Annotated in this window: 15 protein-coding genes; 7 read left to right on the top strand and 8 right to left on the bottom strand. The window is 59.6% G+C overall.

The features are described from left to right. The 4 genes from IAE77_RS14315 to IAE77_RS14300 form a co-directional block, all read left to right on the top strand. A partial coding sequence (locus IAE77_RS14315; RefSeq protein WP_294227619.1) for a ribonuclease HIII occupies positions 1-575 on the top strand: 575 nt, incomplete at its 5' end. A 44-nt stretch (positions 576-619) separates the two neighbouring features. Next, a complete protein-coding gene (locus IAE77_RS14310; RefSeq protein ID WP_294227618.1) occupies positions 620-1,015 on the top strand; it encodes an HU family DNA-binding protein in 396 nt (131 codons plus the stop codon). Positions 1,016-1,069: 54 nt separating this feature from the next. Continuing rightward, positions 1,070-4,153: a c-type cytochrome gene (locus IAE77_RS14305; RefSeq protein WP_294227617.1), complete on the top strand. Its 3,084-nt coding sequence runs from the start codon at positions 1,070-1,072 to the stop codon at positions 4,151-4,153. A gap of 130 nt (positions 4,154-4,283) precedes the next feature. Beyond that, positions 4,284-5,147, top strand: a complete 864-nt coding sequence (locus tag IAE77_RS14300) for a hypothetical protein (protein WP_294227616.1) — start codon at positions 4,284-4,286, stop codon at positions 5,145-5,147. 7 nt (positions 5,148-5,154) lie between these two features. On the opposite strand, the gene IAE77_RS14295 is transcribed toward IAE77_RS14300, so the two are convergent. The 6 genes from IAE77_RS14295 to IAE77_RS14270 form a co-directional block, all read right to left on the bottom strand. Then, complete coding sequence (locus IAE77_RS14295) at positions 5,155-7,335, bottom strand: serine/threonine-protein kinase (RefSeq protein ID WP_294227615.1); 2,181 nt, start codon at positions 7,333-7,335, stop codon at positions 5,155-5,157. Between the two features lie 19 nt (positions 7,336-7,354). Continuing rightward, a complete protein-coding gene (locus tag IAE77_RS14290) occupies positions 7,355-8,011 on the bottom strand; it encodes a hypothetical protein (RefSeq protein ID WP_294227614.1) in 657 nt (218 codons plus the stop codon). Between the two features lie 94 nt (positions 8,012-8,105). Continuing rightward, positions 8,106-8,264 (bottom strand): hypothetical protein, encoded by a 159-nt coding sequence (locus IAE77_RS14285; RefSeq protein WP_294227613.1) that lies wholly within the window; start codon positions 8,262-8,264, stop codon positions 8,106-8,108. A 92-nt stretch (positions 8,265-8,356) separates the two neighbouring features. Continuing rightward, the gene (locus IAE77_RS14280; protein ID WP_294227612.1) at positions 8,357-8,689 is read right to left on the bottom strand and encodes a DUF6883 domain-containing protein; all 333 of its coding nucleotides are present in this window, start codon (positions 8,687-8,689) and stop codon (positions 8,357-8,359) included. Positions 8,690-8,696: 7 nt separating this feature from the next. After that, positions 8,697-9,002: a DUF4926 domain-containing protein gene (locus IAE77_RS14275; protein WP_294227611.1), complete on the bottom strand. Its 306-nt coding sequence runs from the start codon at positions 9,000-9,002 to the stop codon at positions 8,697-8,699. Positions 9,003-9,064: 62 nt separating this feature from the next. Then, positions 9,065-9,490, bottom strand: coding sequence for a DUF3037 domain-containing protein (locus IAE77_RS14270; protein ID WP_294227610.1), 426 nt, complete (start codon positions 9,488-9,490; stop codon positions 9,065-9,067). Positions 9,491-10,121: 631 nt separating this feature from the next. Here IAE77_RS14270 and IAE77_RS14265 point away from each other — a divergent pair. Then, positions 10,122-10,898: a DUF1080 domain-containing protein gene (locus IAE77_RS14265; protein ID WP_294227609.1), complete on the top strand. Its 777-nt coding sequence runs from the start codon at positions 10,122-10,124 to the stop codon at positions 10,896-10,898. On the opposite strand, the gene IAE77_RS14260 is transcribed toward IAE77_RS14265, so the two are convergent. Next, positions 10,899-12,239: a redoxin domain-containing protein gene (locus IAE77_RS14260; protein WP_294227608.1), complete on the bottom strand. Its 1,341-nt coding sequence runs from the start codon at positions 12,237-12,239 to the stop codon at positions 10,899-10,901. A 131-nt stretch (positions 12,240-12,370) separates the two neighbouring features. Between IAE77_RS14260 and IAE77_RS14255 the strand changes: the two genes are divergently transcribed. Both IAE77_RS14255 and nagB read left to right on the top strand, forming a co-directional pair. Then, positions 12,371-12,790 (top strand): CBS domain-containing protein, encoded by a 420-nt coding sequence (locus tag IAE77_RS14255; RefSeq protein WP_294227607.1) that lies wholly within the window; start codon positions 12,371-12,373, stop codon positions 12,788-12,790. A 193-nt stretch (positions 12,791-12,983) separates the two neighbouring features. Beyond that, a complete protein-coding gene (nagB, locus tag IAE77_RS14250; RefSeq protein WP_294227606.1) occupies positions 12,984-14,870 on the top strand; it encodes a glucosamine-6-phosphate deaminase in 1,887 nt (628 codons plus the stop codon). 8 nt (positions 14,871-14,878) lie between these two features. Here nagB and IAE77_RS14245 read toward each other — a convergent pair whose 3' ends face one another. After that, complete coding sequence (locus IAE77_RS14245) at positions 14,879-15,358, bottom strand: transcriptional repressor (protein ID WP_294227605.1); 480 nt, start codon at positions 15,356-15,358, stop codon at positions 14,879-14,881. Positions 15,359-15,648: the final 290 nt, after the last annotated feature.

The following is a 15,648-nucleotide window of genomic DNA, read 5'->3' as shown; positions in this document are numbered from 1 at the left end:
ACAGCTCCAACTCCAACCGCCTGCGTGAGATCGGCGCGGTGGACAGCAAACGCATCAGCAGCGACGCCCGCATCGCCAAGATCGCGGCGGAGATCCGACAGATTCCCGGACTGGCGTGGGAGGTGATCTCGATCCATCCAGAGCGCTACAACGAACTTTACGCCAACTTTGGCAATCTGAACCGCCTGCTGGCCTGGGGACACGCGAAAGTCATCGAAAACCTGCTCGTGCGTATCCCCGGCTGCCCGCGTGCGGTCTCCGATCAGTTCGCGAACCCCGCCGTGCTGGAACGCGCCTTGCAGAGCCGGGGCCGTGCCATCGAGCTGGTGCAGCGAACCAAAGCGGAGACTGATCCCGCCGTGGCGGCCGCTTCGATCCTCGCCCGCGAGGCCTTCGTGGGCTGGCTGGAACTGCAGGGGGAGCGCTTTGGCGCCGAGTTTCCGAAGGGCGTTTCACAAAGTGTGAAACAATCGGCCGCGGAACTGGTAAAGATGCACGGGAGTGCCGTTCTGTCGGCCGTTGCCAAAACCCACTTTCGCACCGCAGACGAGATTTTGTCCGGGTTGGATTCCTGATGCAGGCAGTTAGATTCGGCTCATGAAGCGTTAGGTATCCGGTAATGTTTCGTCATAGAAATAAGTTGCGCCCAAATAATCATCTCGCTAGTCAGAGAACCATGCCCACGATCACAAAAAAAGAGCTCATCGCCGACCTCAGCAACCTCACCGGGATGAAACATTCCGACGCGCTGCTGATGGTGGAGGCGCTCACGGATCTGGTGACCCGGCGCCTGGGCGAGGGCTATCACATCACCCTCCGCAAGTTCGGCACCTTCGACGTGCGGGTGGCCCGCGGAAAGCTGGGCCGCAACCCGAAACAGCCGAACTCCGAGATGAAAATCCCCGACCGCTGTGTGGTCCGCTTCAAGCCGAGCAAGGAACTCCGGGAACTGGTGGCCGCCGTCCCCGTGGAGAAGCTCAATGGCACCGCTCCGCCATCCGCTGAGGGCTGCTGAGACGCGGCCGTTTTGGTTGCTAAGAACCAGCACGCGGGGCGTATTGTGTGCTCCATGCGTTCTTCGATCTTCCTCACCCTGTCCCTTCTCTTCGCCACACAGCTCACGGCCGCGCCGCTGTGGATCTGGCTCAGCAAAGATGCCACCAAGGACAAAGATGTGACCTTCCGTCACCAGTTCGAAATCCCAGGAAACGCACACTTTGCCACCCTCGAACTGACCTGTGACAACGGCGCGGAGGCCTTTCTCAATGGCAAGAAGGTGCTGACCAATCCCGACTGGCAGGAACCCACGAAGGTGGATATCAGCAAGGCTGTCAAACGTGGTGAAAAGAATGAAATCACCATCACCGCCCACAACAAAGGCGGCATCGCGGCACTGATCGCCCGCCTCACGGTCAAGCTGGCCAACGGCACCGAAAAAGTGCTGGTTGAAACGAACGGTTCCTGGGAGGCCACCGCCACCGGCAAGGAGGCATGGAAACCAGCGACTGAGATCGAGACCTATGGCAAAGGCCCCTGGGGGCTGGCCCTTGATGTGAAAGGTGGCGGCAAAAAGAACGACGGCCCGGCCGAATCCATCGCCGCAGCGGACATCACCGTGCCGAAGGGATTCAAGGTGGAGAAACTCTACAACGTGCCGAAGGATCAAGAAGGCTCCTGGGTCGCCCTCACTGTCGATCCGAAAGGCCGCCTCATCGCCTGCGACCAATACGGCAGCCTCTACCGCATGAGCGTTGGCTCTGCACCGCTGAAGCCCGAAAAACTCGTCGTCGAGCTGGGCAAGGCCCACGGCCTCCTCGCCGCCTTCGACAGCCTCTACGTCATGGTGAACGAGGACGGCCAGAAAAACGGCCTCTACCGCCTGCAGGACACCAACAGCGACGATCAATACGACAAGACCACCAAGCTCGTCACCATGAAGGGCGGCGGCGAGCACGGCCTGCACAGCATGGTTGTGAGCCCGGACGGCAAAAAGATCTTCTTCAACGGCGGAAATCACACGGAGCTGCCGGAGGAACTCAGCGCCAGCCGGCCCGCCAAGATTTGGAGCGAAGACCACGTCCTGCCGCGCCTGTGGGATGCGAATGGCCATGCCCGCGGCCGCCTCGCTCCTGGCGGCTTCATTTGCAGCATGGATCCCGATGGCAAAAATGTGGACCTCTTCTGCTCCGGCTTCCGCAATGAGTTCGACATCGCCTTCAACGACCAGGGCGAGCTCTTCACCTACGATGCCGACATGGAGTGGGACATCGGCAGCCCGTGGTATCGCCCCACCCGCGTGAATCACTGCGTCAGCGGTGCCGACTACGGCTGGCGCAGCGGCAGCGGCAAATGGCCGAACTACTACCCTGACAACCTGCCCACCACGCTCGACATCGGCCCCGGCAGCCCCACCGGCGTCGTCGCAGGCACCGGCGCGAAATTCCCCGCGAAGTATCAGCACGCCATCTTCATCAACGACTGGACCTACGGCACCATGTGGGCCATCCACCTCGAAAGCAAAGGCGCCAGCTACAAGGCCACCAAGGAAGAATTCGTCTTCGGCAAACCGCTGCCGCTCACCGATGTCGTCATCCATCCGCAAGACGGCGCGATGTACTTCGCCGTCGGCGGCCGCAAATCGCAAAGTGGAGTCTATCGCGTGACTTACGTCGGCGATGAATCCACCGCGAAGGCCGCACCGCTGCCGCTCGATGAAGAAGCACGCATGCGCCACGCCATCGAGGCCTCGCACAGTGCCGGGGGCGACCTCGGCAAGCTTTGGGGTTACCTCAGCCACAGCGATCGCCACGTGCGCTACGCCGCCCGCGTTGCCATCGAGAAGCTTCCCGTCGATTCCTGGCGCGAAAAGGCCCTCACCGAGAAACAACCCGTCGCGGCCATCGAAGCGCTCATCGCACTCGCTCGCGTCTCCGGAGCCGCCAGTGCTCACGAAGGCGGAAGAGCCGCTGAAAAGCCCAAATCCACCTCCAGCAGCCCCATTCCGAATGTCTCGCCGGAAAACGTCGAACTCGAAAACCGCATGCTTTTGGCCCTCAGTGCCATCAAAGCGCCTCCGGGCCACGAATTGGCCGCGCTGCGTGCCCTGCAGCTCATCTTGATCCGTCTCGGCAAACCCGATGCCGAAGTCTGCGCCAAGATCGCCGAGGCCCTTGATCCTGTCTTCCCCAGCGAAGATCCGTTCATCAATCGCGAACTCTGCCAGATCCTCGTCGCCATCGACAGCAAGCAAGTCGTCGGCAAAACCCTCGCTGCCATGGCCACTGCGAAGGACGATTGGGCGGAAATCACCACCGATGCCGTTTTGAGCCGCAACGACGGTTATGCGAACGCCGCCCGCGCCGCCGCCGGCTCGCGCCCGAACGCGCAGCAGATCGCCTACATGTATGCGCTGCGCAATGCCACCGCCGGCTGGACGCCCGAGCTTCGCAAAACCTTCTTCTCCTGGTTCCCCCGCGCCCGCACGTGGAAAGGCGGCAACAGCTTCAAAGGCTTCATCGAAAACATCCGCAAAGACGCGATGGAAACCTTCGTCCCGCAGAACGAACTCGCCGAACTCGACGCCCTCAGCAACAAAGTCGAAGCCATGACCGCGATGCCCAACTACGTCGCCCCCAAAGGCCCTGGCAAAAACTACACCCTCGACGAAGCCACTGCTCTGGCCACCACCGGCCTCAAAGCCGGCGGACGCGACTTCGCCAATGGCGAAGCCATGTATCGCAGCGTCATGTGCGCCACCTGCCACCGCTTCAACGGCGAAGGCGGCAGCATCGGCCCCGACCTCACCGGCTCCGGCAACCGCTACACCCTCCGCGATCTTTTGGAGAACATCATCGACCCCAGCAAGGTCATCTCCGACCAATACGACAGCCACGAGATCACCAAGAAAGACGGCAGCGTGCTCGTCGGCCGCATCGTCGTCGAGGAAAACGAAAAAGTCTTCCTCATGACCAACCCCTTCGCCCCCAACGACCACCTGGCCATCAACGAGTCCGACATCGCGAAAAAAGGCACCCGCAAAGTCAGCATGATGCCGCCGAGCTTGATCAACTCACTCAATCAGGACGAATTGCTCGATTTGCTAGCCTACCTCGTCTCCGGTGGGAACAAGGGGGACAAGGTTTTCAAGAAGTAGCTGCTGAGCCAGAAAGATGACGGTCGGGAGAGCCTTGGAATTGCATGAAGTCTTGGCTAGCCGCGTATAAGGATGGAACATTTTTCTTCCTGATATGAGGAGCGGCCCGACTTCTTCCCTATCCTTTGCCTTGCTAGTCTGGCTGCTGAACACCGGACCTTTGGAGGCTGCGGACTTTTGGCTGTATGGCAAGCTGCCGTCTCCCCACGATCAAACGAGCGGCATGATGCATTTCAAATTTGTGTATATGCATACTTGGACGCCAACCGCCTTTTGGAGCAATGACGGAAGCTCGAAGGATGGATCGGAGCCAAGAGGCTCCCTCGCTCTGCGAGTTGTGAATGGGCGGTTTCTTGCGAAGCTTCCGGTGAAACAACAATCCGTCACGCAATCAGAGTTTATCGTGCGTGTCTGGTTCACGACAACACAGTCAGCAAACTTCCAGCAGTTTTCGCCTGATTACCGGCTTCTTCATGCTGAGCTGGCCCCTGACAAGAAATCACCGGCTCCAGTGGAGGTCTTGACCACAGGAGAGGTCTTTTCATCAGGAGCCAAAACCAATGATTTGATCACCCTAGGAACTGGGCCTTTTTTCCGCTGCTGGGTCAAAAAACGAAGTGGGGCTGGCGGGTTTGAATACGAGTCATCATCGAGCACGACAGTCCCCCTCGATCCTGGAATGCCCACCACCAATTCGTTGCGAATCGCACCTGGAAAAGCGACACACGTTTGCTTACGCGTCCCGAAAGGAGGCAATCCCGCAGGCATCAAGCAGGTGAACACAGACATGGCGTTGCAGCCGACGACAGCAGAACAGTTTGGCGAAAGCCGCACTTGGCAGGATGCTTCCGGCAGAAAGCTCGTCGCAACATTGCGTGATTGTGACGGGACGGTAGTTGTGCTCAAAGGCGCGGATGGAAATCTTTTTTTGATCAGTCTGTCCTCGCTCTCTGCCTCCGACCAGGATCACGCCAAGAAAGCGCGTAATTTGTAAGCCCGCGTTATCGCTTCTCAAACGGCCACACTTGCGGCATTACGTCGTTGTCTGAGCGCATCACATAACCGACACACTGACCTTCCTCATTGAAGGCGAAACCGATGCCGACCACTCCACCTGCACGCGGGCGGAAATTGCGAGCGCCTTCGTAACGACCCTGTTCATTGATGACGCCGGTTTCATAGTAAAATCGGCCTTCTTCATCAATGGCAACCATCACCTGCTGGCGCTTGCGTGATGCTTTTTTCTTGGGCACAAAGGGGGCGGAGGGGAGCTTGAGGGCAGGAGCCTTGACCCAACAGAAGGGAAAAGGATTGCGCGTCTCCACATCGCCAACTCCTAACGGTTTTTTGTCGAGATCGGCAAGACGAACGCTGTTGAAACTTCCGGGCATGACGGTGACTACGCCATCAGAGGTAACGAGACCGATATGCTCCCGTCCATCCTCATCCTGAGTGATGCGAACGATGGACGCCATGAGGCGCTGCTGCATTTCTTCGACGGTGGTAGGTAGGCGAACCGTTTCAGCCTCTTGTTCCTGCCTCACTCGGTGATCACGAGTTTCTTTCGCTTCGTCGAGCAGGCCCTTCTTGGTTAGTTCATCTTCCAAGAGTTTGAGACGATTGATATACGCTGCATAAAGCCCCTGAAGAGTCGTTATTCGCCGCTTTTCGATTTCTGAGTGCGTTTTGCGGTAGGTTGTGCGCAGGGGGATGATAGAGGACGGGATATTCGCGTCATGGAGTGGCAGCTTGTCCCCTTGAGAGATTCGCTTTTTCTCCTCCTCAACGAGAAGGGCATCTTCGAGCTTTTTATTGGCAGCCAAAAGACTCCGTTCACGGTCAAGGGCACGGAGGTAGCCGGAGTTCAACACGGAGAGTTCATTGCCAAAGGGCTGGGTGACTCGATCCTGAATCAAAGCAGCCATCTGCTTGGTCAGTGTATCGAGTTCGGACGGCGGTGCTGGAATGGGGGAGGGTGCTGGAGGTGACGCCGATGCCTGGACTTTGGGTGTGCCCGCGACAGGGGCAACAGGCATGGGCGTCACTGGCGGGGTGACTGGAGCAGGGGGGACCGTTGGGGTGACTGGTTCCGGCTTTGGCGAGATGATGATGGCGGCGTCGGGTTTGGGGATGGTTTGAGGCGTCGAGACCGCTGAACTGTTTTTTTTCGGACCTTGAACCAGCACCCAGGCCAAAAACGCGAACAGCAACATGGCCGTAATAGCGAGAACAGAGTTGGTAGGACTCTTGCGCCTCGTCGAGAGAAGCTGGGAACGCGGGGGGAGCGGCGCGCGATGAGATGATGCCATCACTGAGGCAGGCTGTGGTCGTGTCTGACCTGCCTGTGGAGGGGTGCGTCGCACTACATCGACCGCATCTCCCATTTCACTCGCCGCTTGATAGCGGTTCTCGGGCTGGCGTTGCAGGGCTTTGACAACAATTTGGTCAATGCGTGCATCCACCTGTGCCATGAGGCTTGGTGGCAACCAGGCTCCGCGTGGGGTCTCCCGCGTGAGCATCTCATAGAGCATCACGCCGAGAGAGTAGAGATCGGAACGGTGATCCAGCTGCCCCATCCAGCATTCCGGGGCGATGTAGTCAGGCGTGCCCATCACCACATTCGACGCGGTGAGGCCCATGTCTTGCTTCAGCGGGCGGGCAAGTCCGAAGTCAGCCAGCTTGGCGCGTCCATCCAGCGTGACGAGCACATTGGCGGGCTTGATGTCACGATGAATGACACCCTGGGCGTGCGCATATTGGAGGGCTCCACACACCTGAATAATGAGATCCAGCGTCTGCGGGGCGGTAAGTCCTTGCTGATGAATGTGCCGGCTCAGATCGCTGCCATCAACATACTCCATGGCGAAATACAAGTGTCCCGCTTTTGTCTGTCCAAACTCATACACACTGATGATGCCCGGGTGTTGCAGAGCCGCGAGTGTGCGAGCCTCACGCTGAAAGCGAGCCATGAACTCCTCATCTCTCGCCAGTTCCGCAGGTAGCAGCTTAATGGCGACGGGGCGATCAAGGGACACCTGCACACCTTTGTACACCGCCCCCATGCCTCCTCGCCCGAGAAACGACTCCACGGCAAACTGGGGCATCATGCGCTGGAGTTCGGCCACTGAAGGTGGTTGCCATGAACCGGCTTGGCTGGGCGAAATGTCAGGTGGGGAGGACATGGCTTGTGATGGCGGCGGGTCAGGAAGACGGAACAGCAGAAACGACCTCCACACTGAGAATCCAGCGGTGAAGATAGCCTTTGCTGAGAGCCTTGGGTGTCTTCTTGTCGTCATACATCACCGGCAGACCGGTGATCTTCTGCACACGGCCTTTGATCGTCAGCTTCGAGTTCGCCGGTAGCACGGCAAAATCAGCGAAGGCCCTCCGTTCGGCAGATACACGAACATAGATTAACTCGCGGGTGGGGTAGGCTTGGTGAAGATCGCTATCTTTTGTCACATAATATCCTACCAGCCCCTTTTGATAGCGGGAGTCGCCACTGTCCTCCGGACTGGCTAACTTGCTTCCTTCACCATGCCATCGGCTGTTTTCTTTTCCCGCCTCCTTGAAGGTGACCAAACTATTTATGGGATTAAAGCGCTCAAAGGTGATCTCCCACTGCACGGGCTGGCTTTCAAACTGCCGCATCGCGTTTCCAAGACGAGTGCGCAATGCACCAATGTTGGAAGGTGTGTCACTTTTTGCCGAAGCTTCCGCCGCCGCAGCCACCTCCGTAATGAAGTCAGGCAGGCTAGTCTGCCACTTCTTGAGAAACGCAGACTGGCTTTGAGCAAAGGCGCAACTCACCGTGAGCATGATCGCACTTGCGGCGGTGGGAAAGAACTTCGTCTTCATATAGGAGAGATGGTAACAAGGCGCATGAGGTAACTGAATCTCTTGCCGTTCCCAGTTATGTGGCAGCATTATCTTCTTAGCCTTCCGGCGCTGTTCAGATGCAGTGCGGGAGGCCGGAAATAGCTATGGCGTGAACTTTCATATGCAACGTGCTTTTGCTCACACTTACGGCCCTCACAAAGATGTCACGGACCTCAGGCTTGTCCTTGGACGAGTGGCTGAGGAAGACATCGAAGCGGAAATCGTCAGGCATGGCGGGGCTCGGGGCAGATTCCCGCCATCCAAGCGGAGCCGCCCGACCTTGGCAAGAGGGATGAGCACATGCTTGCGACTCCTCGGTAACCATCAAAAGTTTGGATGCGCGGTCACAAGACGCGGGGGCTTGTCTCCTTCCACGATCCAGGCGGTCAGGATGCAGGGATCTCGGCCATCCGGGGTTTCGATCTGGCATTCGACAGTGAACTTGCGGCCAAAGCGAGTGGCGCTGGTTTCTGTCACAGGCTGTGTCCGTCCATGATGGCGAAGCGCCTCCGCCATGATCTGCCAGTCGCCGGGTTTGAAGCCGCGATTGAGGAAGAATTTCGCCTTGGCCCCACCCTGCTCATGCGCCAGATCGAGCAGGTATTCGGTGAGCTTTTTCTCCTCCACGATCAGGGAGTCGGCTTGCGGCAGCTTCATGCGCGGCTCAGGCGGGTTCGATGTCGGTTGCCTCCACCGTGATAAGCCTGGGTTTTTCTCCTGTGCGGATAAACTCCACCTCATAGCCCACGCCGCCGTCATACACATGTACCACCGTTCCGCGTGCGCCTGCGCTCATCCCTTCCAGTGGCAGGTCATGCGCCAAGCGCACCATGGCATGCTCGGCATACGGCAAATGTTCCTCCTGCGGCACCACACGGGCCACCACCCAGAAACGTCCATGGCTCCACGGCACCGGCAGGTGCAGCGTTCCGTCCTTCTGGGGTTCGAGAATAGCAGTGATCGTGCTCATAGATGCAAGCATGATACTTCCCGCAGACCTTGGCAAGAGGGATGACTTACCGTGTCGCTGCCTCAAGCAGCCACCAGCGATGCTTTGGCCTGTTTCGGGGCTTCTTGGAGCACATAACGGCGGAAAAGGTCATCTGCCAGATGGTGCGGATCGTCCGTGAGGATCGTGCGCACCTCGCCGAAGCGGAAGATGGATTCGCGGCGGCGCACGAGTTCGCCAAAGACGAGCTGGCAGGTCTTCGGATCACGCACGCTGCTTTGGGCACGCTGCATATCGGTTTGCAGAGCGACCATGGCCTGAGCGTAGGTTTGCTTGTTCTGACGAGGGAACAAGGTGCTGGCACGCGGCGGCATGGTTTCCCCGGCGTGAAACTGGAGCAGGCAGGGCTGCGTGCATGCCACCAGCACGCCGACATTCACAAACTCTCCCGTCTCAGGATACGGAAGGAATTGCAGCAGGGCGTAGTTGCAGGCGGTTTGAGGGTTCATGGCAGTTTCCAGAAGGTGTCTGATTGGCTGAAGGGCAGTTTCAGCACCGATCTTACCCTCTCTCGGAAGTCTAGGATTTCAGTCAGGGTGATCATGGCTTCTTCAATGGCTCGGCGATGTCACGGACCACCGGCTTGTCCTTGGACGCGTGGCTGAGAAAGACATCGAAGCGGAAATCGTCAGGCATGGCGGGACTCGGGGCAGATTCCCGTCATCCAAGCGGAGCCGCCCGACCTTGGCAAGAGGGAGGCTCAACAGGTTTTTCTCACACCGCAGCTCTGGAGCGACGCGAAAGCAGCCGAAGGCAATGAGGATAACCGCTGAGAACGCCTTCAAACAATTCATCTCTGCGGTTATCCCGCCTGTTGCGGTGGATGAAGTCGCTTGGAGCGCTGAAACCGAACACGACGTCGTCAACTGCACGGACAGAAAGCACCTCAAGCCGCCACCGGCATCAGGTTTGGATGCGGCAGCTCATACCGGAGCCGACGACCTACTAGTCATGCAGGCGTTCCATGCTTTCCGTGACCGTGTCGAATTGAATCCACGCAAAGCCTGCATTGAGCCGGCTTTCTTTGTTTGTGAGGTGAAACAGCCACCCATTGCCACCCGTTGCGTCCTCCCACTTCCCATGTCCCCTCTTCGTCTGCTCCTTCCCATCCTCGCACTGGCGGCACAGGCCGCCGAACCTGCCAAAGAAAAGCCCTTCACGCCTGGCGGCGTCTATCGTGAGGGGGACATGCAGCGTCCGCAGCCGACGGTGATCACGCCGCCATCGGAAAACACGCCGCCGAGCGATGCGATCGTGCTTTTTGATGGCAAAGACCTGTCCAGGTTCATCCGTCGGCCGCGCAAGGACGATCCTGACCAGAGTGACGTGCCGAACTGGAAGATCGAAAATGGTTATGCGGAGATCAAGCCGAAGGGCGGTGACATCGACACAAAGGAAAAGTTTGGCTCCTGCCAGATCCATCTCGAATGGGCGACTCCGGCGAAGGTGGAAGGCAAAGGGCAAGGCCGTGGCAACAGCGGCGTGCTCATTCACGGCTGGGGCGAGGTGCAGGTGCTCGACTCCTTCGGCAATGAGACCTATCCAGACGGCCAGGCAGCCGCGATCTACCACAAGTATCCGCCGCTGGTGAACGCCAGCCGCAAACCGGGCGAGTGGCAGAGCTACGACATCATCTGCGAGTGCGCGAAGCTCGATGAGAAAGGAAAGGTGCAGCAACCAGCGCGGCTCACCGTCATTCACAATGGCGTCATCGTGCAGCATGCGGTGGAAATGGACGCCAAAACCCAGGAGTTCGGCTTCGCGCTTCAAGATCATCACAATCCCACCCGCTACCGCAACATCTGGGTGCGCCCGCTGCATCGGCGTGATGAAGCCGCGGCAACAGCGGCGAAATAATCAGCGGAGGGCCGCCTCGTTCACCCGTTTCACGAGATTGAGCACGGTACGGGCGGAAATCGCCTCGTGCATCACCAGCGTGGTGCCGGTGGAGGGCGCTGGATTGCTGGTGAAGGTCTGGATGCGCGCCACGTGGCCGATCACGTTGCCATTCTCATCCAGCACCGCCGAGCCACTGCTTCCCTGCGCCCAGTCGGTGCTGACATTGAGCCGCTGGCTGGACGGGTCATCCTTCAAGCCGGCGGAGAAGAGGCGGTTCACGATGCCGGCGCTGAAGTAGCCGCGATGTTTCAACGGATCGCTGAAGCAGTAGGCAGGCTCGCCCAGCTCGACATCCGCGCGCAGTGGCAGCGGCTTCAATCCACCGGCGACGACACGCACGAGCGCCGCATCGGCCCTGGCATCGGCCCCAAGGATGGCTGTCGTGGCAAAGAGTTCGTTGTTCTCGTCGGCAACGATCAGCCAGCCGTCCTTCAATGTCTCCGGCGGGTCCACCACGTGATTCGCTGTGGCGATCACATCCGGCGCGATGGCATACGCTCCACCCAGATTGAGATGCATCTTGTCACAACGGGTGCAACGATAAAACCAGCCCGCACGCAGATGCGCGGCACGGGCGATCCGGGCGATGTCGCGACCGGACCGCGCTCCGGCAGACTCGCCTTGCAGGGTGATGCGTTCCGGCTTCGGCTGCCGGAGTTGCTCCTTCACGCGGGTGTGGTCGAGGAACTGGCCCGGCTTCACCAGTCGTGCGGCGATCTCAAGAAGCGGGTCCGGTGGCGTGACGGGCGAGGGGCTTTTCGGCGAAATCGAGGGCCGAGCAGCCTCCACGGGTGGAATGCCGGTCAATGGAAGGCCCAGTGCCTTCTCCACAGCGGGGCGCAGCGACTTGCCACGCAGTTCATTGCCTGAAGCGATGAGCCTTCCTGTGGTGCCGTCCACCAGGAAGCAGGAGGGAATCGCCCGCACATGGTACAGGCGGGCCAGATCGGCCTCCCAGCCCTTGCCGTCGCAGATCTGCGTCCACGTCATGGCCTTTTCCTGCGTGAAGGAAGCGAGACGCTCCTTGGTGCGGTCGCTGTCCAGGCTGATGCCCAGCACTTCGAAGCCATGCGGCTTCAGGTCGGCATAGACTTTCGTGAGATTCGGCACCTCGGCGATGCACGGCCCGCACCACGTCGCCCAGAAGTCCAGCATGACGATCTTTCCCTTATAATCGGAGGGAAAAGCGATCTTCCCGCCGGAGGTGCTCACGGCCTCGAACGAGGCCGCTTTATCAGACGGGGCTTCCGCAAAAAGAGCTGTGACCAGCAGGAGCGATGCGCATGGGATGTGTTTCATCACCGCCCTAAACGGACATTCCGGGCGCTTCTTTGAGTGGTGAACGGCTGCCTCACGCAACATCTGCCCACGTATCCGCAACCGCCGAAGAGCACGGAAGAACCGGCTGGGCATGGTTCAATCACCAACCTATGAAGCGAAACGACCCCATCTCCCATCTGATGACACGCAACGTGATCACCGTGCATCACGGCGACCCCGTCTCCAAAGTCCGCGCCCTCGTCCAGGAACATGGCGTGCATCACATCCCTGTCGTCAGCGGTGACCAGATCATCGGCATCATCACGTGGAGCGACATTCTTCGCTTCAGTTTCGGCGATGTCTTCAAAACGGACGAGCGCACGGTCGATGCCACGCTCGACCACACCTTGACCCTCGAACAGGTGATGAAGAAGGATCCCGTGACGCTCCCGGAAACCGGCACCGTCCGCGAAGCCGCCGAAATCCTGGCGAAGAGTGAATTCCACTCCCTTCCCATCGTCAACGGAGGCAAACTCGTCGGCATGGTCACCAGCACGGACCTGATCCGCTATCTGCTCGATCAGTTTTGATCGTCGCCAGAGCGTACAACGCCGGGGACATTGAACACGCGGTGCCCTCATGCAGCCGCAAAACGGCAGGGCCACGGTCGTGTCGCGGCCGCCGTTGGCAGATGGGATTCGTGATCGCATGGGGCGGGCAGGAAAGCGCGGTTGCGTGGAAGACAATCCGCGATCTTGTCCGTACTCTCCCCACCCAACCGCCATGCCCATCCGACCTCCCGCCGAAGCCTACGAGAAAGTTCCGACCTCCATTTTCCCTGATTCCGCCGCAGCGGCCAAAACGCTGGCGCAGGAGGTGAAAATCCTCATTGAGACGAAAAACCAGGCTGGAAAGCCCGCCGTGCTCGGCATGGCGACGGGATCGACGCCGGTGCCGTTTTATCGTGAGCTGATCCGCCTGCACAAGGAGGAGGGCCTGAGCTTCAAGAACGTCATCACCTTCAATCTGGATGAGTATTACGGCCTGGGGGCCGATCACCCGGAAAGCTACGCCCGGTTCATGGCGGAGCAGCTTTTCGATCACATCGACATCCCGAAGGCCAACATCAACATCCCCAGCGGCACGGTGCCGGGTGACCAGGTCTTCACCCACTGCCGGCAGTATGAGGAGAAGATCGAATCGGTGGGCGGCATTGATCTGCAGATCCTCGGCATCGGCCGCACCGGCCACATCGGCTTCAATGAACCGGGTTCCAGCCGCGACTCGCTGACCCGCCGCATCACACTGGACCGCGTGACCCGCCAGGACGCCGCGAGCGACTTCCGCGGTGAGCAAAACGTGCCGCATTTCGCGATCACCATGGGTGTGGGCACCATTCTGCGTGCCAAGAAGCTCGTGCTGATGGCCTGGGGAGAGAACAAGGCCGTGATGGTGGCCAAAGCGGTGGAAGGACCGACGACCGAGGCAGTTTCAGCCTCCTTCCTCCAGGATCATGACGACGCGCGGTTTTTCATCGACTCCGGTGCCTCCCGCGAACTGACCCGCATCAAGCTGCCCTGGCTCGTCGGTCCGGCGTCCTGGACGCCCCGTGAGACCCGGCGCGCGATGGTGTGGCAGGCTTTCAAGATCAGTCGGCCGATTTTGAAGCTCGTGGATGAGCACTACAACGAAAACGGCCTTTCGGACCTGCTTTCAGAGCAAGGGCCGGCCTACCAGCTCAACATCCGCATTTTCAACCAGCTCCAGCACACCATCACCGGCTGGCCCGGGGGCAAACCGGACGAGGACGACACCTACCGGCCTGAACGTGCCCGTCCGTATCCGAAACGCTGCCTCGTTTTCAGCCCGGAGCCGCAGGACGCGGTGGTGGGCATGGGCGGCACGATCGACCGTCTCGTCGAACAAGGCCACGATGTGCGTCTGATCTCCCTGACCTCGGGCAGCCTTCGTGTTCCAGACAGCGAGGCGGACAAATTTGCCGAAACGCTGCTGGAACTGGCCTCCAACGCCAGCAAACCGGATGCCTGGGGGCCGCAAGTCGCCTACGCGCGCGAGGCGCTCTCATTGCTGGAGGCCAAGGGCGAGTTTGGTGAAGATCCGCCGCTGCTGCGTCAATTGAAGGGCCTGATCCTTCGCGGTGAACTGCGGGATGCAGCCCACACCGTGGGCATCACCAATGACCGAGTGACCTTCCTGGACCTGCCTTTCTATGAACAGGGCCGTTATCGCCGCTTCAAGAGCACTCAGGCGGACATCGACGCGCTGACGCGTCTGCTGCTGGAGCACAAACCGCATCAGATCTATGTCACGGGCGACGCGGCCGACCCCTCCAGCGTGTCCGGCATCTGTTTCCGCCTCCTCGTGGCCGCCTTGCAGGCCTGCGCGGGCGAGGAATTCGCCGGCTCGTGCAGCGTTTGGCTATATCGCGGCAAGGAACGGCCGCTGGAGCCGCATGAGATCGACATGGCCATTCCGATGAGCCCCTTGCAGCTTGAGCGGAAGGGGAACGCCATCTCCCGCTATGGGGCATTGTCCTCCCTCGAACGCGAAGCACCGGAAATCTGCCGGGAGAACGCCCGCCTCTACGACGCTCTCGGCCTGGCCGAATACGAGGGGATCGAGACCTTCCAGCGCTGGCGCCGGGCCTAACCGTCCGGTCAGTTCGCTGCGGCAGGCTTGGCGTCTCGATACTTGCAGGTGCCGAGACGAAGAAACTCGTCGCAGTGGGCCTCGATGCGCATGCTTTTCATGCTCGGCTGGAAACCCAGGCGGCGGGTGATGCAATCATGCAGCAGGGCGGTGTGATCGTCCTCAAACTCCACCACCCGGTCGCAATCCAGGCAGATCAAGTGGTTGTGCTGCGGCTTGTCGAGGAAATTGGGGTCGTAGTAGGTCTGGTCGCGGCCCAGATCGACCTCCCGCAGCAGGCCGCACTCCACCAGCAGGGTTAAGGTGCGGTACACCGTGGCCCGGGACACGGTGCTGTCGATTCTGCGGGCTTTGTCGAGGAGTTCCTCGGCTTTGAAATGATCATCGGAGGCGAAAGCTGCCTCCACGATGACATCGCGTTGCTTGGTGCGGCGGAGCCCCTGGCTGGCCAGGTGGGCGTCCAAGCGTTGGGTGATGCGTTCGTCCATGGAGGGGCGAGGTTAGACACGTCACCCGCCGGGCGCAAGGCGGCGGTTTCATCAGCCTGCCTTCAATGGAAGCGCTGCGGGTGCTTCCCAGGGGCGGCTGCCAGCTTTAAGACTCCCCTTAGTTGACGTTAAATATCCGAGACTCAGAATGTTGCAACATGGCTCAGGGGCCGTGCCCTTAGATAAAAAGAAAGGCACAGCGGACAGCCAGATGACCTCCGACATTCAAATTATTTTCAAAAAATTATGGCTTTTATTGTTAATTTTGGTAAAATTCCAGGGACTGCCTG

The sequence above is a fragment of the Prosthecobacter sp. genome (genome assembly GCF_014879935.1).
In the GTDB taxonomy this organism is placed as follows: domain Bacteria; phylum Verrucomicrobiota; class Verrucomicrobiia; order Verrucomicrobiales; family Verrucomicrobiaceae; genus Prosthecobacter.
Note: the sequence above shows the minus strand (reverse complement) of the source record. Positions and strands in the feature narration are given on the sequence as shown.